Genomic DNA, 19,455 nt, shown 5'->3' with positions numbered 1-19,455 from the left:
GAAGGGCGCAAGTTGCGGTAACGGTTACATTTTTGCGTGCCGCCCAAGGGACAATGACGTCCACATGATGCTGCGGTGCAGCGTATTGAACTTTGGTCGCACGCCTGGGAACTTTCCGCGACCTTGCCGGTCCGACCTTCCGACCTGCCTGCAGCAACCTCGTCGACGCTTCGCCCCGCAGGTCCACGATGGCCCCGAAGCCCGGCTCCGGGGCCATCCTTTTTCATGGTCGTGACAGCGCTGAACCGTGCACACGCCATCGACCATACGTTCACGCATGGTGGACGAGCGCGTCCTGCACAGTGGGCTTCATTCTGATGAACCACTGCAAGGACTCTTCGATGCGCTCCGTCCCCACCCTGCTCGCCCTCTCCCTGCTTGCCGCCGGCGCATCGTTCGCCAGCGCCGCCCATGCCGCCGAAGGCGATGACCGTTTCGCCCTGCGCCTGGGTGCGATGAACATCGATTCGGACAACACGCTGCGCGGCAACACCACTGTCGCCGGCCAGGACGTCGGTTTCTCGGAAGATTTCAAGCTCGGCGGCAAGGAATGGGAACCGCGGGTAGACGGCATGTTCCGCCTCAGCGACCGCCAGCGCTTCCTGTTCAACTACTTCAAGTACGACAAGGACCGGCGCGAGACGCTGGGCCAGGACATCTCCTTCGGCGGCGTCAACGTGCCGGCTGACAGCTTCGTCAAGGCCGAGCTGAAGTACCAGGTGGCCAGCCTGGTCTACGACTACTCCGTTGTCGACACCGACACCTTCGATCTGGGCCTGCAGCTGGGTGCGGAGTACGCCAAGGTCAGCACCAAGGGCTATGCGGACCTGGGCACCGTGTATGAAGGCCAGTTCCTGGACGAGAAGACCGACGGTGTGGCACCGGTGGTCGGTGCACGCCTGAGCTTCACCCCGTCCGAGAAGTGGATGATCACCCTGCAGGGTCAGTACCTCAACACCCGCTGGGGCAGCTTCGACGACTACAAGGGTGACCTGAGCCGCGCCAATGCCATCGTCGATTACCGCCTGACCAAGAACTTCGGCCTGTTCGCCGGCTACGACTGGTTCAAGCTGGATGCGGACAAGAAGGGCAGCGACGGCACCATCGGTCTGAAGCAGGAATTCAAGGGCCCGGTGGCCGGCGTCAGCTTCGTGTTCTGATTCCTGCCCCTTCCATCGCACTCTCTCCTGGCGCGGCCTCCGGAACATCGGGGGCCGCGTTTTTTTGTGCTGCTTTGTCCTGTCGGGGTAAAAGCGGCATGGTCGAAGCGCTGGAGGGAGAGGGGGCTGCATGCGAATGTCCCCCGGCGCCGGCCTGCGGCCGTCACCTCCTCCTTTACTTCGCACGCAGCCCCCTCTCCCTCCGAGTGTCAGGCCTCCACGCGCCTGTTGAAGTGGCTCTGCGGCTGGACCCTCCGCAAGCCGAGCCGCTGCACGGGTGGCAGGCATTTCGACACAGTAAAGGAGGAGGCGACCGCCGCAGGCGGACGACGGGGGACATGTGTCGAAATGCCTGCCGCCTGTGCAGCGGCCCGGACGCTCGCGATTACATAGGCCGCACTCGCAGGATCGCGGGCGCGCAGGAGTGAGAGGAGGCTGCATGCGAATGTCCCCCGGCGCCGGCCTGCGGCCGTCACCTCCTCCTTTACTTCGCACGCAGCCCCCTCTCCCTCCGCGTATCAGGCCTTCGCGCGCCTGATGAAGTGGCGCTGTGGCTGGACTGTCCGCACGCCGAGCCGCTGCGTGGGTGGCAGGCGTTTGGACACAGTAAAGGAGGAGGCGACCGCCGCAGGCGGGCGACGGGGGACATGTGTCCAAATGCCTGCCACCCGCGCAGCGGCCCGGAAGCTCGCGACCACAGTCACCGAAGCCACAGAAGCCACCAACAAAAAACCCGGCTTTCGCCGGGCTTTCCGTTTCACCGGGCATGGCCCGGCGCAAGCGCCTTACTTCTTCTTCGGCATGTACAGATCGGTGATCGTGCCGTCGTAGATTTCCGAAGCCATCGCCACCGATTCACTCAGCGTCGGATGGGCATGGATGGTGTGGCCGATGTCTTCGGCTTCCGCGCCCATCTCGATGGCCAGACCGATCTCGGCCAGCAGGTCACCGGCATGCACACCGACGATCGCGCCACCGATGATGCGGTGGGTCTCTTCGTCGAAGATCAGCTTGGTGAAGCCCTCGGTGCGACCGATGCCGATCGCGCGGCCACTGGCCGCCCACGGGAACTTGGCCACGCCGACCTTCAGGCCCTTGGCCTTGGCCTCGGTCTCGGTCACGCCCACCCAGGCGATCTCCGGATTGGTGTAGGCCACCGACGGAATCACGCGGGCCACCCACTCCTTCTTGTGGCCGGCCGCCACCTCAGCCGCCAGCTTGCCCTCGTGCGTGGCCTTGTGGGCCAGCATCGGGTTGCCGACGATGTCACCAATGGCGAAGATGTGCGGCACGTTGGTACGCATCTGCCGGTCAACCGGGATGAAGCCACGCTCGGTGACCTGCACGCCAGCCTTCTCGGCATCGATCTTCTTGCCATTCGGCGAACGACCCACGGCGACCAGCACGCGGTCGAAGGTCCCCTGCGCCAGCGCCGGCGACTGCCCTTCCTCGGCCGCCTCGAAGGTCACGGTGATGCCCTTGGCATCGGCGGTGACGCCCGACGCCTTGGTCTTCAGGTGAACGTCGATGCCCTGCTTCTTCAGGCGGTCGGCCAGCGGCTTGACCAGGTCCTTGTCGGCGCCCGGCATCAGCTGGTCCATGAATTCGACCACAGTAACCTTGCTGCCCAGCGCACCGTACACGGTCGCCATTTCCAGGCCGATGATGCCGCCACCGACAACCAGCAGCGAACCCGGCACTTCGGCCAGCTCCAGCGCGTCGGTGGAATCCATCACACGCTTGTCGTCCCACGGGAAGTTCGGCAGCTTCACCGCCTGCGAACCGGCGGCGATGATGCACTTCTGGAAGCGCAGCAGCTGCGTGCTGCCGTCAGCGGCGGTGATCTCCAGCTCGTTGGCCGACAGGAACCGACCGACCCCCTGCACGTTGCGCACCTTGCGCTGCTTGGCCATGCCGGCCAGACCCTTGGTCAGCTGGTTGACGACCTTTTCCTTGTACTGGCGCAGCTTGTCCAGCGTGATCGTCGGCTTGCCGAACTCCACGCCGAAATCGCCGGCATGGGCGACTTCATCGATGACCGCCGCCGCATGCAGCAGTGCCTTGGACGGAATGCAGCCGACGTTGAGGCACACGCCGCCGAGGCTGGCGTAGCGCTCGACCAGTACCGTATCCAGGCCGACATCGGCTGCGCGGAACGCGGCGGTGTAGCCGCCCGGGCCGGAGCCCAGCACGACCATCTCGCATTCGATGTCGGCCGGCTTGCCGCTGGCCAGTGCCGGCTTCGGTGCGGCCGGTTCGGCCGGGGCACGATGCGACGGGGTCACCGGCGGCTTGCTGGCCGGGGCGGCGGCCGCCGGCGCAGGTGCGGCTGCCTTGGCCGGGGCCTCGGCGGCTCCTTCGGTGTCCAGCAGGACCACCACGGCCCCCTCGGACAGCGTATCGCCGAGCTTGACCTTCAGCTCCTTGACCACACCGGCGGCCGAGGACGGCACTTCCAGCGTGGCCTTGTCCGACTCCAGGGTCACCAGGCCCTGGTCCTTCTTCACCGTGTCGCCGACGGCGACCAACACTTCGATCACCGGCACATCGCTGTAATCGCCGATGTCGGGAACCTTGACTTCAATCGTGGCCATGGTGGTTTTCCTCATGCCCGGCCGGGCTGGCCGGCGGGCTGTCACTGCATCTGTTCACGCGGCCGCGCCAGGGGGCAGCGGCCGCACGGTGGGGGCGAAGCGGTGCCTTACAGCAGCACGCGACGCATGTCGGCCAGTACCTGCGACAGGTACGTGGTGAAGCGTGCGGCCAGGGCGCCATCGATGACGCGGTGGTCGTAGCTCAGCGACAGCGGCAGCAGCAGCTTCGGTGCGAATTCCTTGCCATTCCAGACCGGCTGGATGGAGGACTTGGACACGCCCAGGATGGCCACTTCCGGCGCATTGACGATCGGGGTGAACGCGGTGCCACCGATCCCGCCCAGCGAGCTGATCGAGAAGCAGCCGCCACTCATGTCGGCCGGGCCCAGCTTGCCGTCGCGCGCCTTCTTGGCCAGCTCGCCGGTTTCCTGCGCGATCTGCACCACGCCCTTCTTGTCGACGTCGCGGATCACCGGCACGACCAGGCCGTTCGGCGTATCGGCGGCGAACCCGATGTTGAAGTACTTCTTCAGGGTCAGGTTCTCGCCGCTGGCGTCCAGCGAGGCGTTGAACTCCGGGAACTTCTTCAGCGCTGCGGCGCTGGCCTTGATCAGGAAGGCGAGCATGGTCAGCTTGATGCCGGCCTTCTCGTTCTCCTTGTTCAGTGCCACGCGCAGTGCTTCCAGATCGGTGATGTCGGCCTGGTCGAACTGGGTGACGTGCGGAATCATCGCCCAGTTGCGGGCCAGGTTCGCGCCGGAGATCTTCTTGATGCGCGACAGCGGCTGCACTTCGGTCTCGCCGAACTTGCTGAAATCGACCTTCGGCCACGGCAGCAGGTTCAGCCCACCGCCTGCGGCGGCAGCGGTGCCGCCCGCGGCCGGAACGCCACCACTGAGCGCGGCCTTGACGAATTTCTGCACGTCACTCTTGGTGATGCGCCCGCCCTTCTCGGTACCGCTGATCTGCAGCAGGTCCACGCCCAGCTCGCGGGCGAACACGCGCACCGCCGGGGTGGCATACGGCACCTTGGCCGGCAGCACGCCATCGGCGTTGAACTGTACGGGCGGGCTGGACGGAGCGCCGGCCGACGCGATCTCACGAGCCGCCAGCTTGTCCGGCTGGGCGGGCACAGCGACCGGCTCGACCTTGGTGGCGGTCTCGGCAGCGGCCGGGGCCGCCGCAGCCGCTTCGCGGGTCGGCGCCGGCGCAGCAGCACCCTCGGCTTCGATGATGGCCACCACATTGCCCTGCGACAGGGTGTCCCCCACCTTGACCTTCAGTTCCTTGACCACACCGGCCACCGAGGACGGCACTTCCATGGTCGCCTTGTCGCTTTCCAGCGTGACCAGGCCCTGATCCTTCTTGACGGTGTCGCCCACGGCGACCAGCACTTCGATGACCGGGATGTCGGTGTAATCGCCGATGTCCGGCACCCGGGCTTCAACCGCACCGCCACCGGCAGCCGGGGCGGCCGGCGCGGCAGCCGCCGGGGCCGGGGCGCTCTGGGTGGCAGCCGCCGGGGCAGCGGCCTTGGCCGGGGCCGGGGCCGGAGCGGCCGGCGCTGCGGCCTCGTCTGCCGCCACTTCGATCAGCGCCACGACCTTGCCCTCGGACAGGGTGTCACCCACCTTGACCTTGATCTCCTTGACCACACCGGCCACCGAAGACGGCACTTCCATGGTCGCCTTGTCGCTTTCCAGCGTCACCAGGCCCTGGTCCTTCCTGACCGTATCGCCAACGGCGACAAGCACCTCGATTACCGGGATATCGCTGTAGTCACCGATATCGGGGACAAGTGCTTCCTTGATTTCGGCCATGGGGATAACTCCGGCAATCTGGTGTAGGGAAACGTCTATTGTGCGGCCAGCGGGGGCCAGCGCCAACCGTTACAGGTGTTTTCAGTACGCACGCAGCCGGGACACGCTGTTGCCCATGGGGCGCAGGCACCTCCAGTGGGTAGCGTATTGTCCGCACGATGTCCGCTTCATGTCGCCAGTGCATCGGCCACCGGCTGCCATGCCTGACGCAGGCGCTGCAGCGACCAGGCCGCATTGGCCGGGCTGGTCGAGGGCAGCGCCAGCACACGCGGTGGCGCCCCCAGGACAGGCAGCACCCAGCGCTGGAATGCCTGCATCGACGCAGCACCATTGCAGCCGATCAGCTGCAGCTCAGGCAGCAGGGCGATCAGTTCCGGCAGCGCGTTGGCCACTTCCGTGCCACGCACGATGTCCGCATCCAGGCTGCCCCGGCGCTCGCATCGGCCGATCACATCCCACACCCCGACACCGGCGGCGTTCAGCGCGCGCATGCGTTGCGGATAGGGCAAACCGGCGTCAAAGCCGCAGATATCGGACATGAGCGGCCAGAAACGATTGCGTGGATGCGCGTAGTACTGGCCAGCGTGCAGCGACGCAGCACCCGGCATCGAACCAAGCAGCAACACGCGCGATCGCGTGTTCACCTGCGCGGGCAGGCCGGTGCAGAGCGTTGGCGCGCTCACGGTTTGTGCAACTGCATGAACATTCCTCCAGAGCAAAAACCCCATGAAAACAGGCTTTTCGAACTCATCGCTGAACAGAGCGAACTATTTTTTAACGCGCGTCGGATTCGATTCATGTTGAGGCGACTACGGTGTGCTCGCCCCGCAACCGGGGGCCCAAAAACAAGAAACATTAGGAGATACCCCCATGCGCTCCATCCGTATCCTGAGTCTCGCCCTGCTGACCTCCGCCGCCTTCGCGCCGGCCGCTTTCGCCCAGAACAGCAGCACCACCGACACCGCCTCGGGCAAGCATTTTGCCGTGGTTGGCGGCGTCACGCTGCTGCAGCCGAAGAATGATCCGATCACCGGCGTCAAGAAGCTCGATGGCGGCCCGGCGCCGACCGTCAGCTTCAGCTACTACGTCAACGACAACTGGGCCGTTGAGCTGTGGGGCGCTGCCGACAAGTTCGATCACCGCGTCAAGGGTCCGGGCAACACCCGCCTGGGCAGCGTCGAGCAGCAGCCGGTCGCGCTGAGCGGCCAGTACCACTTCGGCCAGGCCGACAACGTGTTCCGCCCGTTCGTGGGCGTGGGCTACTTCCAGTCGGCCTTCAGCAACGAATCGCTGGCTGACGGCAGCAGCTCCGACATCCGCCTGAAGGATGCCAAGGGCGTGATCGGCACCGTCGGCGTCGACATGAACATCAACTCCACCTGGTTCGCCCGTGCTGATGCCCGCTACATGCGCGCCCGCCCGGACGTGAAGGTTGGTGGCGAGAAGATCGGCGAAGCCAAGCTGGATCCGTGGACTGTCGGCGTGGGTATCGGCGCCCGCTTCTAAGCACCGTCTGCTTCACTGTCTGTACGCGACGGGCTCTTCGGGCCCGTCGTCGTTTCCGTCACCCGCGTTCTGTGTAGAGTCGGGTCGTGCTCGACTGCTTTTTTCCGGACGTCGAGCAGGGCTTGACTCTGCAAAGGACGGAAGGCCGGTGATCGTGATGGACAACATCGACCTGCTGGTGATCGGAGGTGGCATCAACGGCGCCGGCATCGCGCGCGATGCCGCAGGCCGCGGCCTGCGCGTGCTGCTCTGCGAGCAGCACGATCTTGCGTCACATACCTCCAGCGCCAGCAGCAAGCTGGTCCATGGTGGGCTGCGCTACCTGGAACAGGGCGAGTTCGGCCTGGTGCGCAAGGCGCTCGGCGAACGCGATGTGCTCCGCAGGCAGGCGCCCTGCCTGGTCCGGCCCCTGCGCTTCGTGCTGCCCTGGGAACCCCACCTGCGGCCACGCTGGATGCTGCGGCTCGGCCTGTGGCTGTATGACCACCTCGGCCATCGCGGCGCAGCGTTTCCGGCTTCGCGCGCACTGCACCTGCCACACGACCCGTTGGGCACGTGGCTGTCGCCATCGTTGCACCAGGCCTTCAGCTATGCCGACGCGCAGGTGGACGATGCACGCCTGGTATTGCTCAACGCGCTGGATGCCGCGCAACGCGGCGCGCGTGTACAGGTTCGCACCCGCTGCGTCGAACTGCACGGCGAGCAGGGCCACTGGCGGGCGGTACTGGTCGATGCAGCGGGACAGCAGCAGACGGTGCATGCACATGCCGTGGCCAACGCGGCCGGTCCCTGGGCCGGAGGCCTGCTGCAACGCATGCAGGCGCGCAGCGGCACACCGGCCCTGCGCCTGGTGCAGGGCAGCCACATCGTGCTGCGCCGGCCCTGGCCCGATGACAGCGCCTGCCTGCTGCAGCAGCCCGACGGACGGGTCGTATTCCTGCTGCCCTTCACCCACGACCACCTGCTGGTGGGTACCACCGACACCGACTATCAGGGCGATCCGGCGCGCTGCCACGTGCTGCCTTCGGAAGTGACATACCTGTGCGAGGCAGCCAACCGCTATCTGCGCCAGCCGATCACGGCGACGGAGGTGGTCTGGCAGTTTGCCGGCGTGCGCCCGCTGCTGGCCGACCCGGATCCGCGCGCGGCACGACTCAGCCGCGACTATCGTCTGCAGTTGCAGGTGCAGGGCGCGCCCGCCGTGCACGTGCTGGGGGGGAAGCTGACCACCTACCGCGTTCTGGCCGAAGAAGCGCTGGATCTGCTGCGGCCCCACCTGCCGCAGATGGGGCCGGCATGGACGGCAGCCGGGACGCCCCTGCCGGGCAGCGACTGGGGCGATGCCGTGCAGGCACGCTCTCACCTGCGGAGACTCGCACCGTGGTTGCCTGAGGACACTACGCGGCGCTGGGCCGAGGCCTATGGCAGCCGCAGCACCGAGCTGCTGCACGGGGTGCAGGGCATGGACGATCTCGGCGAACACTTCGGCGGTGGGCTGCACGCCCATGAGGTCGTGTTCCTGCGCGATCACGAATGGGCGCATACCGCCGAGGACATACTGTGGCGGCGGAGCAAGCTGGGACTGCGGCTGGACACCGCACAGGTGGCACGCCTGCAGGACTGGTTGGAGGAACAGCAGCACCAGGCCATGCCCGGCCGATCGCGGTGACACCCGGCATGGCCCGTCGCTGCCGATGCAGTAGGATTTCCCCATCGCTACCGGAGACGCCGCATGACGCCCCGCTACGTGCTGGCCATCGATCAGGGCACCACCAGTTCGCGCGCGATCCTGTTCGATCACGCCGGCGACATCGTCGGCAGCGCGCAACGTGAGTTCGCCCAGATTTTCCCGCAGCCCGGTTGGGTGGAACATGACCCGCGCGAGATCCTCACCAGCGTCTACGCCACGCTGACCGAGCTGCTCAGCCGCGAACAGATCGACCCGCGCCACATCGCCGCACTGGGCATCACCAACCAGCGCGAGACCACCGTGGTCTGGGAACGCGCCACGGGCCAGCCGATCCACAACGCCATCGTCTGGCAGTCCCGGCAAAGCCAGGCCATCTGCGAGCGGTTGCGCTCGCAGGGGCACGAAGCGCTGATCCGTGAACGCACCGGCCTGCTGATCGATGCCTACTTCTCGGCCACCAAGGTGCGCTGGATCCTCGATCACGTGGAAGGCGCACAACAGCGCGCGGAGCGTGGCGAACTGCTGTTCGGCACCATCGACAGCTGGCTGGTCTGGAATCTCAGTGGCGGCCAGGCACACGTGACGGACTACAGCAACGCCGCACGCACGCTGCTGTTCAACATCCACACCCTGGACTGGGACGACGAGCTGCTCGCGCTGCTGGACATTCCGCGCGCCATGCTGCCGCAGGTGCGTGACTCCAGCGCGGTGTACGCGCACACCCGGCCGCAGTTCTTCTTCGACCACCCGATTCCGATCGCCGGTATCGCTGGCGACCAGCAGGCCGCGCTGTTCGGCCAGGCCTGCTTCCAGCCGGGCATGGTGAAGAACACCTACGGCACCGGCTGCTTCATGCTGATGCACACCGGAACGCAGGCCGTGCGTTCGCACAATGGCCTGCTGACCACCATCGCCTGGGGCCTGGACGGGCGCGTGGAGTACGCACTGGAGGGGTCGATCTTCATCGCCGGCTCGGTGGTGCAGTGGCTGCGCGACGGCCTGCGCATGATCGATCGGGCCAGCGACAGCCAGGCGCTGGCCGCGAAGGTCGGCGACAGCGCTGGCGTCTATCTGGTGCCGGCGTTCGTGGGCCTGGGTGCGCCTTACTGGCGCAGCGACGTGCGTGGAGCGATGTTCGGCCTGACCCGGGGCACCAGCAGGTCGCACTTCGTGCGTGCAGCATTGGAAGCAATGGCTTACCAGACCCGCGATGTACTCGATGCCATGCAGTCCGATGCAGGTATCGGCCTGAGCGAGCTGCGTGCCGACGGCGGCGCGATCGGCAACGACTTCCTTGCCAGCTTCCAGGCCGACATTCTGGGCGTTCCGCTGCTGCGGCCACGGCTGACCGAGACCACGGCGCTGGGCGCGGCCTACCTGGCCGGGCTGGCGGTGGGATTCTGGGAAAGCCGCGAACAGATCGCCGCGCAATGGGGACTGGACCGCCGTTTCGAGCCGCAGATGCCGGCAGCACGGCGCGAGACGCTGTATGCCGGGTGGCAGCAGGCGGTCGCCGCCACCCTGGCCTTCCACGTCGATTGAGGGCGGCAGCGCCGGGCCATGCCCGGCGAATCAATCCCCAATCCGCCGGGCATGGATCGGCGCTACCCCAACATCAGAACGCCGGCAGCACGGCACCCTTGTACTTGGTCTCGATGAACGCCTTCACCTGTGCGCTGGTGAGCGCCTTGGCCAGCTTCTGCACGCGCGCATCATCCTTGTTGTCGGGCCGGGCCACCAGGAAGTTCACGTACGGCGAGTCCTTGCTCTCGATCGCCAGCGCATCCCGGGTCGGGTTCAGACCCGCATCCAATGCATAGTTGGTGTTGATCAGGGCCAGGTCCACCTGATCCAGTACGCGGGGCAGCATCGCCGAATCCAGCTCGCGGAACTTCAGCTGCTTCGGATTGGAGACGATGTCGCGCTGGGTTGCCAGCGCATTGGTCGGATCCTTCAGCTCGATCACGCCGGCCTTGTGCAGCAGGATCAGCGCCCGGCTGTTGTTGCTCGGATCGTTCGGGATGACCACATCCGCGCCTTCGCGCAGTTCGGCCAGCGACTTGATCTTGCGCGAGTATGCGCCGAACGGCTCGATGTGCACGCCGATCACCGTCACCAGATCGGTCTTGCGGTCGCGGTTGTAGGCGTCCAGGTACGGCTCGGTCTGGAAGTAGTTCACGTCCACCTGCTTCTGCACCAGCTGGTCGTTGGGCTGCACGTAGTCGTTGAACACGCGCACGTCCAGTTCCACGCCTTCCTGTTTGAGGATCGGCTTGACCACCTCGAGGATTTCGGCGTGCGGCACGGCCGTGGCGGCCACCACCAGCTTCTGCGAAGGCTCGCCGGACTTGCCGCAGGCGGTCAGGGCCAGCGCAGCGGCGAGCAGGGGCAGCAACAGGGTCTTCTTCATGGGCGGAATGATTCTCGGGGGGAGGTCAGGATCTATCGTAGTTGCTCAGGGCCAGCTCGAGCAGCGCCTTGGCCTGCTCGCGCAGCATCGTCGGTTCGACGATCTCGGCATCCGAGCCGTAATGCAGCACATCCATCAGCAGTTCGCGTGACACGCTGTAAGGCACTTTCAGTTCATAGCGGCCGTCGGCCAGGAAACGGCCCTGCTGCTTGGAATGCCAGTGCTCATCGGCGACCCAGCGCGCAGCCTTGGCGCTGAACAGGATGGTGGCCCAGCCCTTCGGCGCACCGGAGAAAATGCCGTAGCTGGCACCCAGCTGCTCGTCCAGTTCGCTGTCGGCCACGTCACGGGCCGTGTGGTCGATCACCCGCGCCTTGTGGATCCGGTCCACCGCGAAGCTGCGGAGGGCCTCGCGGTCGTGGTCCCACGCATCGAGGTACCAGTTGTCGCGGTAGTGGGTCAGGCGCTGCGGCGAAACAGTGCGCTTGGTCGGTTCGTCGGTGGAACGGGCGCGGTACTCGAAGCCCAGCTGGCGCCGCTCGAGCACGGCCGAAGCCACGCTGCGGAAGCTGCCTTCGTCGAATTTGCGGCCGCGATGCGGAATGACCCGCACCCGGTCCACCGGCCAGCTGGAGACCCCCGCCTGCGCGGCCAGCAGGCTTTCGATGCGCTGCTGCAGCGGTGCCAGCACCGAAGACAGCACGCCCCCGCCGGTACGGGCCAGCAGGTGCTGCGATGCCAGCAGGGCATGCAGCTCCTCCGAGCTGAGCCAGAGGCCGGGCAGTTCGAAGCGGTCGCTTTCGTCGGCGTGATAGCGGAAGCCGGCCTCACCATCGCCCTCGATCGGCGCCATCAGCGCGTCGCGCAGGAACGCCAGGTCGCGGTAGACGGTGGCACGGGAACAACCGAGCTTGTCCTGCAGGGTCGCCACCGTCACCGGATAGCGCGCGGACTTGAGCAGACGATGCAGGGCGGTGATGCGTTCGTATCGGTCCATGCCCCCGATTATGTCCGAGTCGCGGGTCTTGTGTGGGGGGTTTGGGCTATCGTGGGCGCCCCGCCCTCTGCGAAAGCCCTTCCATGCGCCGGTTGCCCGCCCTGCCCCTGCTGGCCTGCCTGCTGCTGGCTGCCTGTGGTCGCCCCCCAGCGCCGTCCGGCGGCGACGCGGTCGTTCCGCAGGCCGACCCGGCGCAGGCGGTACTGGCCGCCAGCCAACGGTTCGCCGCCCTGCGCAGCTTCCACGCGGAACTGGAAGTGCTGGGTACGCCACAGCCGGTCCGCAGTGCGATGGACTTCGTGGCCCCGGACCGATTCCGGGTACAGACGGCGGCCGGTGCACAGACCATCATCGGTGACACGATGTTCCTGCAGGCCGACGGGGCCATCCGCCAGGTGCCGACGCCGCCCGGTCTGCTCGAGCAATGGCGGACGCCGCTGCCGGCCGACGTCGCGCCCGCGGCGCTGCAGGCCGAGGATCTGGGCAGCCAAACGCTGGACGGGGTCCAGACCCGGCGCTACCGGCTGCGTGGCGCCGGCCCCGGCGAGCGCCTGGAGTACTGGGTGGATGGGCAGGGCCTGCCACGCCAGATCGTGCGCAGCGGCAGCAGCAACGGCAAGGTGTTCCAGCTGCGCCTGCGCTATTCGCGCTTCAACGACCCCTCCGTCCGCATCGAGCTGCCCTGAATGGGGAGCGGTGACAACGCCTGCTGAAGCGGCCAGCGCCATGGGGCGGACGGCCATCACGCTTCCAGTATCATCACGGGTTGTTAACCGCTTCGGAGAAGTCTCGATGTCCCTGCGCGTGTCCCTGCTGATTCCCCTGCTGCTCTGCGCCCCGCTGGCGTACGCGCAGGATGCATCCGAACTGGCGGCGATGTCCTCGCCCTGGAGCGGCAGCGGCGGCGAGCTCGGCTTCGCCTCGGCACGCGGCAACAGCAGCACCGAGAGCTTCAACGGCCGCCTGCGCCTGCGCTACACCGACGGTGACTGGGTGCACAGCATGGACCTGTTCGGCCTGCGTTCCAGCTCCAAGGTGACCGAGACCAACAACGACGGCACCACCACCCGCCGCAACAACACCACCGCCAACCGCTACACCGGCAGCGCCGGCAGCGCGCTGCAGCTGGGCGAGCACCGCCAGCTGACCGCCACGGTGCGTACCGAGCGCGATGACTTCGCCACCTACGACCGCCAGAGCTCGTTCGGTCTGGGTTACGGCACCCGTCTGTGGAGTACCGAGCGCTTCTATTTCGATGCCCAGGTCGGCCCCGGTGTGCGCCGCACCCACAGCACCGAGGATGATCGCACCCGTACCGGGCTGATCGGTCGTGGCCTGTTCGACATGAAGTACTCGCTTACCGAGAACACCGATCTGGTCAACACGCTGCTGGTCGAATCGGGGTCGTACAACACCTTCGGCCAGAACGATTTCGGCCTGTCGGTGAGCATGAATGAACACCTGGCCTTGAAGGCCGGCTGGCAGGCCCGCTACAACAGCGACGTCGCGGTGGACAAGCGCAAGACCGATACGCTGACCACCATGAACGTGGTCTACAAGTTCAAATAAGCGAAACGGGCGCCTGGCGCCCGTTTTCGTTTCTGTTCCGCAGCGCCTGGCCGAGGGAATCGGCCGGGTCAGGCGTTCAGCAGCTCACCCGCCCCGCCATCGAGCAGCCTCTGCGCCACGCGCTGGCCCAGCGCGTCCGGGTCGCTGGCCGGGCCCACGCCTTCGGCGCGCACCGCACGGCCATCGCTGGCGCTGCCGACCAGCCCCTGCAGGTGCAGGTCCTGCCCCTGCCACTGCGCGATCGCCGCCACCGGCACATGGCAGCTGCCATGCAGCGCGCGGTTCATTGCCCGCTCCGCTTCCACGCAGGCGCGTGTCGCGGCGTCATCGAGCGCAGCGAACAAGGCCATCAGCGGCGCATTGCTGCCGTCGCACTCCACGGCCACCGCGCCCTGCGCCGGCGCCGGCAGCCAGTGCGGCGGCTGCAGGCGCAGCACGATCCGATCGCCCAGTCCCAGGCGCTCCAGCCCGGCGACGGCCAGCACGATGGCGTCGTAGCCCCCGTTGTCGAGCTTGGCCAGGCGCGTATTGACGTTGCCACGCAGGTCCAGCAGTTCCAGGTCCGGGCGCAGCGCACGCAGCTGGGCCTGGCGGCGCAGCGAGGACGTGCCGACGCGCGCGCCGATGGGCAACGCATCAAGCGAGGCATAGAGGTTGGAGACGAAGCCGTCGGCCGGGTCATGACGGGGCAGCATGGCCGGCAGCACGAACGGCGCATCCAGTTCCATCGGCACATCCTTCAGCGAATGCACGGCGCAGTCGGCGTCGCCGCGCAGGATGGCCAGCTCCAGTTCCTTCAGGAACAGGCCCTTGCCACCGATGGCGGCCAGCGAGCGGTCGAGCACTTCATCGCCGCGCGTGCTCATCGGGACCAGCTCCACGTGCAGGCCGGGATGGGCCTGGCGGAGGCGGTCGGCGACGTGTTCGCTCTGCCAGAGGGCGAGCGGGCTCTTGCGGGTGGCGATGCGGACGGTTTCCATCCGGTCATTATCGCGCCTTCGGCGCGGATACGGCCAACGGCGGAGCCCCTCGTGGCTGGCTGGGGACAAGGCTGAAGCAACAGCCGTGCTTGGCCGGGGGGGGGGGGGGGGGGGGGGGGGGGGCGCCGGACCGCCCCGGGGGCGCGGGGAGGCGCCCGCGGGGCGCCGGGGCCCCCGGCGCGCCCCCCCCCCCCCCCCCCCCCGCGCCCCCCCCCCCCCCCCCGGACACTCACAGATGCCGCAGTTCCTGCTTCAGCGTCGCCACACAGCGGCGGCTGACCTCCAGCGGCTGCTTGCCATGCCGGAGCACCGCCTGCACCTGCCCGCCCACGCCACGACGCAGTTCCACCAGTTCGTGCCGCGCCACCAGACAGTTGCGGTGGATGCGCACGAAGCGGCTGGCGAATTCCTCCTCCAGCGACTTCAGCGACTCCTCGATCAGGTCCTCACCACGCGCGTGGTGCACCACCACGTACTTTTCCTCGGCCTGCAGGTAATGGATGTCATCCAGTGGAATCAGCCGCAGGCTGCCCCGCAGCCGGGCGCACAGCATGCTGCGTGCCTGTTGCCCCGCGTCGTGCTGTGGCTGCCCCCCGCGCCCGGCCAGAAAGGTCCGTGCGCGCGCGATGGCCGCTGCCAGCCGCTCGGCACGCACCGGCTTCATCAGGTAGTCGATGGCCGCCGCTTCGAATGCCGACAAGGCATGCGCGTCATATGCCGTACAGAACACCACCGCCGGGCGTGGCTCGAAGCTGGCCAGGTGACGGGCCGCTTCCAGCCCATCCAGTCCGGGCATCGCAATGTCCAGCAGCACCAGGTCCGGCTGCAGTTCCGCGCAGGCGTGCAGGGCCTGCTCGCCGTTACCGGCCTCGGCCACCACGTCCACCCCCTCCTGCGCCGCCAGCAGGCTGCGCAGGCGCTCGCGCGCCAGCGGTTCGTCATCGGCGATGACTACCCTCACGATCGTTCCCTCACTGGATCGGCACCGTCACCTGGCAGGCATAGTAGCCCTCGCTCCAGCCGGCCGTCATCCGTGCGGCACTGCCGAAGCGCCACGCCAGGCGATGACCGATGCTGTGCTGGGCATGCCCGGCGCCGCGGGCCAGGGCCAGCCCCGGCATCTGTGGATCGGGAGCGGGATTGCGTACGCGGATGTGCAGCTCGTTGCCTTCGCGCGCCACGTGCAGCTCGACGGTGCCACCTTCCGGCAACCGCGAAATGCCATGCAGCACCGCGTTTTCCACCAGTGGCTGCAACACCAGCCGCGGCAGCGGCTGCTCCCACGGCAGCGGCTCGTCACGCTGCCAATGCACCTGCAGGCGCTCTCCCAGGCGCAGCGACTCGATCGACAGGTAACGCTCGGCCAGCTCGCATTCGGCCTGCAGGGTGGAGTCTCCATCGCCCGCCCCCAGCGCCGCGCGGAACAGATCGGACAGGTCCAGCACGGCGCGTTCGGCCACCGCCGGATCGCGATGCAGCAGGCTGGCGATCAGGTTCATGCTGTTGAACAGGAAATGCGGACGGATCCGGGCCTGCAGTGCGTCGGCCTGTGCACGTGCGTTGGCCTGCACCTGCGCGGCCCAGCGGTCGCTCACGTAGAAGTAGCGCAGGGCCAGCGCGCTGATCAGTGCGCTGGTGGCCGCACTGCCAAGGGTGAAGCGCCAGAAGCTGATGCCACGGGCGAAGCTGTCGCCCAGCACGGCATACAGCGCGTGGATGATGCCCGCGCAGACCACGGCGATCAGCGCCGCCAGTGCGATCGCCGCAGCGGCGCCCAGCAGCGGTGGCAGCCTCGACAGCGCCTGCCGCAGCATGCACAGGCTGGCGGTCACCGCCAGCGCCAGCCAGAGTGCGAAACCGCTGGCCGAAAGCAGCTCGCCCACCGTCCAGTGACGGCTGCCATCGGGCGCCAGGGCCAGCAGCACCACCACCAGCTCGGCCAGGCCGAGCATCGCCGCCAGCCGCCGCAGGCGGCACAGTTCCGGCATCCAGGGAGGCGTGCTGGCCGGTGACATGGGTCAGGCGACGCCCAGGCGTTCCTGCAGCCAGTCACCCAGGGCATCGATCTCCTCGGCACAGACCTGGTGCGCCATCGGGTAGCTGTGCCACTGCACCTGCAGGCCCAACGCGCGCAGCGCCTGCGCGCTGTGTGCGGCTACCGCCTGCGGAATGACCGGGTCGCCGCTGCCGTGGGCCATGAACACCGGCACGTCCACTGCGGTAGCCACGCGCTCGGCGCTGTCCGCGTCGGGCAGGTAGGTGGACAGCGCGATCAGCCCGGCCAGCGGCGCCGTGCGCGACAGCGCGGCGGTAAGAATGATCGCGCCCCCCTGCGAGAAGCCGGCCAGGAAGATCTGCTCCGGCGTGATGCCCCGCTCGATCTCGCGGGCGATCAGGGCCTCTACCTGGGCCACCGATTCGCGCACGCCGGCCATGTCGGCGCGGGAACGGAAATCCATGCCGACAATGTCGTACCAGCCGCGCATCGGCACGCCGTTGTTGATCGTGATCGGCCGCACCGGGGCGTGCGGGAACACGAAGCGCAGCGCCGGCCAGTGCGGACGCACCAGCTCCGGAACGATCGGGGCGAAGTCATGGCCATCGGCGCCGAGGCCGTGCAGCCAGATCACCGACCACTGCGGCGAGGCGCCGGTTTCCTGTTCCACCGTTTGCAGCATGTTGCGGCTCCTTCAGATGCGAGCCGCATTATGCCGCCGGTGTGGGGCGATCAGTACAGCGGTGGCTGTTCGGCCGCTTCCCGGCGCAGCTGCGCGGCGCGTACCAGCACCGGCGGCGGAATGTTCTCCTCGGGGATGTCGAGCAGGCCCAGCCGGTGCAGGAACGCACCGGGACCGCGCGACGAGGTCAGTGCGACCACCGGGATGGCCAGCACCATGCCGATCACCACCGGCGCCATCCATGCCGCCAGCGACGGCGAGACCAGCCAGGCCAGCACGCCCATGAAGGCGCCGAACAGGCCCAGGCCGCCGTAACCGCGCACCAGCGCCATCCAGGAAATGCCACCGTCGTCGCGCTGCTGGGCGTCCCACCCCGAGTCGCGTCCGGACAGCACTTCGGCCACGCCGCGGGACTGCACATACATGACCACCGGCGCCATCAGTGCCGCCAGCACGGTCTCCACCAGCATCGACACGAAGGCACGGAACGCACCGCCGCAGCCACGACGATCCACCGGGTCCAGCAGCATCGCCAGGTAGCCCAGCACCTTGGGCATCAGCAGTACCGCCATGGTGGCGGCGAACAGGCGCACCACCTGCTGCTCGTCCTGCGCGCGCCAGTACACGCCGGGCGCCAGGTGCAGCACGGCATTGAAGTCGATGCCTTCCTGGAACAGCGGGATGGCGATGCCGATCAGCATCAGCATCGCCCACATGGGCGCAGTGAAGTAGTGGCCGATGCCGATCAGCATGTGCATGCGGCTGATCCAGTGCAGGCCGCGGCTGCCGACCACCTTGCCGTGCTGCAGGTTGCCCTGGCACCAGCGGCGGTCGCGCACCAGCAGGTCGGTCAGGGTCGGCGGGCCTTCCTCATAGCTGCCCCCCAGGTACGGCACCATGTGCGCGGCCCAGCCGCCACGCCGCATCAGCGCGGCTTCGACGAAGTCGTGGCTGAGCACGTGGCCGCCGAACGGCTTGCGCCCAGGCAGCGATGGCAGGCCGGCATGGTCGGCGAAGGCACGGGTGCGGATGATGGCGTTGTGGCCCCAGTAGTTGCTTTCAGCGCCGTGCCACCAGGCCACGCCCCGGGCGATCACCGGCCCGTAGACGCGGCCACCGAACTGCTGCATGCGGGCGAACAGGGTGCGTCCGCCGATCACCGACGGCAGGGTCTGGATCAGGCCGACGTCAGCGTTGTGTTCCATGCCGGCCACCAGGCGCACGATGCTGTCGCCGGTCATCAGGCTGTCGGCGTCCAGGATCAGCATCTGCGGGTAGGCCCCGCCGAAGCGGCGCACCCAGTCGGCGATGTTGCCCGCCTTGCGGCCACTGTTGTCGCCACGACGGCGGTAGAACAGCCGCACGCGGCCGTCGGGCACCTGCTCGCGGAGCTCGGCGAAGACCTGCTCTTCGGCCCGCGCGATATCGTCACGGCGGGTGTCACTGAGCACGAAGAAGTCGAAACGCTCCAGCTGGCCGGTGGCCGCCACCGATTCGTAGATCGCACGCAGGCCGGCCAGCAGCCGGCGCGGATCCTCGTTGTAGGTCGGCATCAGCAGCGCCGTGCGGCTGTGCACGGTGGGCAGCGGCTTGTCCGGATCAATGCCCAGGCGATAGCCACGGTCGAACACGGCGGTGAGGAAGCCTGCCACCGCGCTGGCGAACGACAGCGCGATCCAGGCGAACAGGCCCACGAACAGCACCAGCAGGCAGGCTTCGAGCACGCTGATGCCGTTGACCGACAACACCCGCCACATCATCCGGGTGGCCGCTGCCGTCATCACCAGCGTGCCGCCCAGGATGTACAGCCGACGCAGGCCGATCAGGCGTGGCGAGGTGCGGTGCCGGCGCACCCTGAGCTGCCCTTCGCGCAGGGTCTGCTCGGGCATCGGCAAGGGCACTTCGGCAGGCAGCAGCGCCCAGCCGGCGTCAGGCCCGGCCGATTCCGCCTCCGCATGGATGGTCTGCACCCCCATCGGCGCCTACTCCGCGCAGTCGGCATGGCCGGCCGTCCGGGCCAGGCTGCATGCACGAAGGTTCCCGGCGCGCCT

General features: G+C 67.8%; 16 protein-coding genes. 6 read left to right on the top strand and 10 right to left on the bottom strand.

Annotated elements, in window-relative coordinates:
• Window positions 1-341 precede the first annotated feature (341 nt).
• Window positions 342-1,160, top strand: a complete 819-nt coding sequence (locus tag ACVOMM_RS05775) for a hypothetical protein (protein ID WP_053518741.1) — start codon at window positions 342-344, stop codon at window positions 1,158-1,160.
• Window positions 1,161-1,945: 785 nt separating this feature from the next.
• Here ACVOMM_RS05775 and lpdA read toward each other — a convergent pair.
• The 3 genes from lpdA to ACVOMM_RS05760 all read right to left on the bottom strand — a co-directional run bounded on the left by lpdA (window position 1,946) and on the right by ACVOMM_RS05760 (window position 6,257).
• The gene (gene lpdA / locus ACVOMM_RS05770) at window positions 1,946-3,754 is read right to left on the bottom strand and encodes a dihydrolipoyl dehydrogenase (RefSeq protein WP_065175199.1); all 1,809 of its coding nucleotides are present in this window, start codon (window positions 3,752-3,754) and stop codon (window positions 1,946-1,948) included.
• A gap of 107 nt (window positions 3,755-3,861) precedes the next feature.
• A complete protein-coding gene (gene aceF, locus ACVOMM_RS05765) occupies window positions 3,862-5,574 on the bottom strand; it encodes a dihydrolipoyllysine-residue acetyltransferase (protein WP_180876806.1) in 1,713 nt (570 codons plus the stop codon).
• A 167-nt stretch (window positions 5,575-5,741) separates the two neighbouring features.
• Window positions 5,742-6,257 carry a DNA-deoxyinosine glycosylase gene (locus ACVOMM_RS05760; RefSeq protein WP_053518745.1) on the bottom strand — a complete coding sequence of 172 codons (516 nt, stop codon included), beginning with the start codon at window positions 6,255-6,257 and terminating at the stop codon, window positions 5,742-5,744.
• Between the two features lie 187 nt (window positions 6,258-6,444).
• Here ACVOMM_RS05760 and ACVOMM_RS05755 point away from each other — a divergent pair, with 187 nt between their 5' ends.
• The 3 genes from ACVOMM_RS05755 (at window position 6,445) to glpK (ending at window position 10,312) form a co-directional block, all read left to right on the top strand.
• Window positions 6,445-7,080: an OmpW/AlkL family protein gene (locus ACVOMM_RS05755; RefSeq protein ID WP_481525980.1), complete on the top strand. Its 636-nt coding sequence runs from the start codon at window positions 6,445-6,447 to the stop codon at window positions 7,078-7,080.
• Window positions 7,081-7,237: 157 nt separating this feature from the next.
• Window positions 7,238-8,749, top strand: coding sequence for a glycerol-3-phosphate dehydrogenase (glpD, locus tag ACVOMM_RS05750; RefSeq protein ID WP_053520329.1), 1,512 nt, complete (start codon window positions 7,238-7,240; stop codon window positions 8,747-8,749).
• Window positions 8,750-8,812: 63 nt separating this feature from the next.
• Window positions 8,813-10,312, top strand: a complete 1,500-nt coding sequence (gene glpK, locus ACVOMM_RS05745) for a glycerol kinase GlpK (RefSeq protein ID WP_065181792.1) — start codon at window positions 8,813-8,815, stop codon at window positions 10,310-10,312.
• 73 nt (window positions 10,313-10,385) lie between these two features.
• Here the strand turns inward: glpK and ACVOMM_RS05740 are convergent, their stop codons facing one another.
• Together ACVOMM_RS05740 and ACVOMM_RS05735 are read right to left on the bottom strand one after the other, a co-directional pair.
• Window positions 10,386-11,180: a MetQ/NlpA family ABC transporter substrate-binding protein gene (locus ACVOMM_RS05740; protein WP_065175202.1), complete on the bottom strand. Its 795-nt coding sequence runs from the start codon at window positions 11,178-11,180 to the stop codon at window positions 10,386-10,388.
• 25 nt (window positions 11,181-11,205) lie between these two features.
• Window positions 11,206-12,177, bottom strand: coding sequence for a helix-turn-helix transcriptional regulator (locus ACVOMM_RS05735; protein WP_053520325.1), 972 nt, complete (start codon window positions 12,175-12,177; stop codon window positions 11,206-11,208).
• An 83-nt stretch (window positions 12,178-12,260) separates the two neighbouring features.
• Here ACVOMM_RS05735 and ACVOMM_RS05730 point away from each other — a divergent pair, with 83 nt between their 5' ends.
• Together ACVOMM_RS05730 and ACVOMM_RS05725 are read left to right on the top strand one after the other, a co-directional pair.
• A complete protein-coding gene (locus tag ACVOMM_RS05730) occupies window positions 12,261-12,863 on the top strand; it encodes a LolA family protein (protein ID WP_053520326.1) in 603 nt (200 codons plus the stop codon).
• Between the two features lie 106 nt (window positions 12,864-12,969).
• Window positions 12,970-13,746 carry a DUF481 domain-containing protein gene (locus ACVOMM_RS05725; RefSeq protein WP_481525979.1) on the top strand — a complete coding sequence of 259 codons (777 nt, stop codon included), beginning with the start codon at window positions 12,970-12,972 and terminating at the stop codon, window positions 13,744-13,746.
• A 68-nt stretch (window positions 13,747-13,814) separates the two neighbouring features.
• On the opposite strand, the gene hemC is transcribed toward ACVOMM_RS05725, so the two are convergent.
• The 5 genes from hemC to mdoH form a co-directional block, all read right to left on the bottom strand.
• Window positions 13,815-14,726, bottom strand: a complete 912-nt coding sequence (gene hemC / locus ACVOMM_RS05720) for a hydroxymethylbilane synthase (RefSeq protein ID WP_053520328.1) — start codon at window positions 14,724-14,726, stop codon at window positions 13,815-13,817.
• A gap of 229 nt (window positions 14,727-14,955) precedes the next feature.
• Entirely contained in the window at window positions 14,956-15,687 is a 732-nt protein-coding gene (locus ACVOMM_RS05715) for a LytR/AlgR family response regulator transcription factor (RefSeq protein ID WP_053517196.1), read from the bottom strand.
• Window positions 15,688-15,697: 10 nt separating this feature from the next.
• On the bottom strand, window positions 15,698-16,741 hold the full coding sequence (locus ACVOMM_RS05710; protein WP_053517194.1) for a sensor histidine kinase: 1,044 nt from the start codon (window positions 16,739-16,741) through the stop codon (window positions 15,698-15,700).
• 3 nt (window positions 16,742-16,744) lie between these two features.
• The gene (locus ACVOMM_RS05705) at window positions 16,745-17,404 is read right to left on the bottom strand and encodes an alpha/beta hydrolase (RefSeq protein WP_065174484.1); all 660 of its coding nucleotides are present in this window, start codon (window positions 17,402-17,404) and stop codon (window positions 16,745-16,747) included.
• 50 nt (window positions 17,405-17,454) lie between these two features.
• On the bottom strand, window positions 17,455-19,380 hold the full coding sequence (gene mdoH, locus ACVOMM_RS05700) for a glucans biosynthesis glucosyltransferase MdoH (protein ID WP_262218941.1): 1,926 nt from the start codon (window positions 19,378-19,380) through the stop codon (window positions 17,455-17,457).
• Between the last annotated feature and the right edge of the window lie 75 nt (window positions 19,381-19,455).

It is taken from the genome of Stenotrophomonas sp. STEN009 (genome assembly GCF_056760395.1).
Note: the sequence above shows the minus strand (reverse complement) of the source record. Positions and strands in the feature narration are given on the sequence as shown.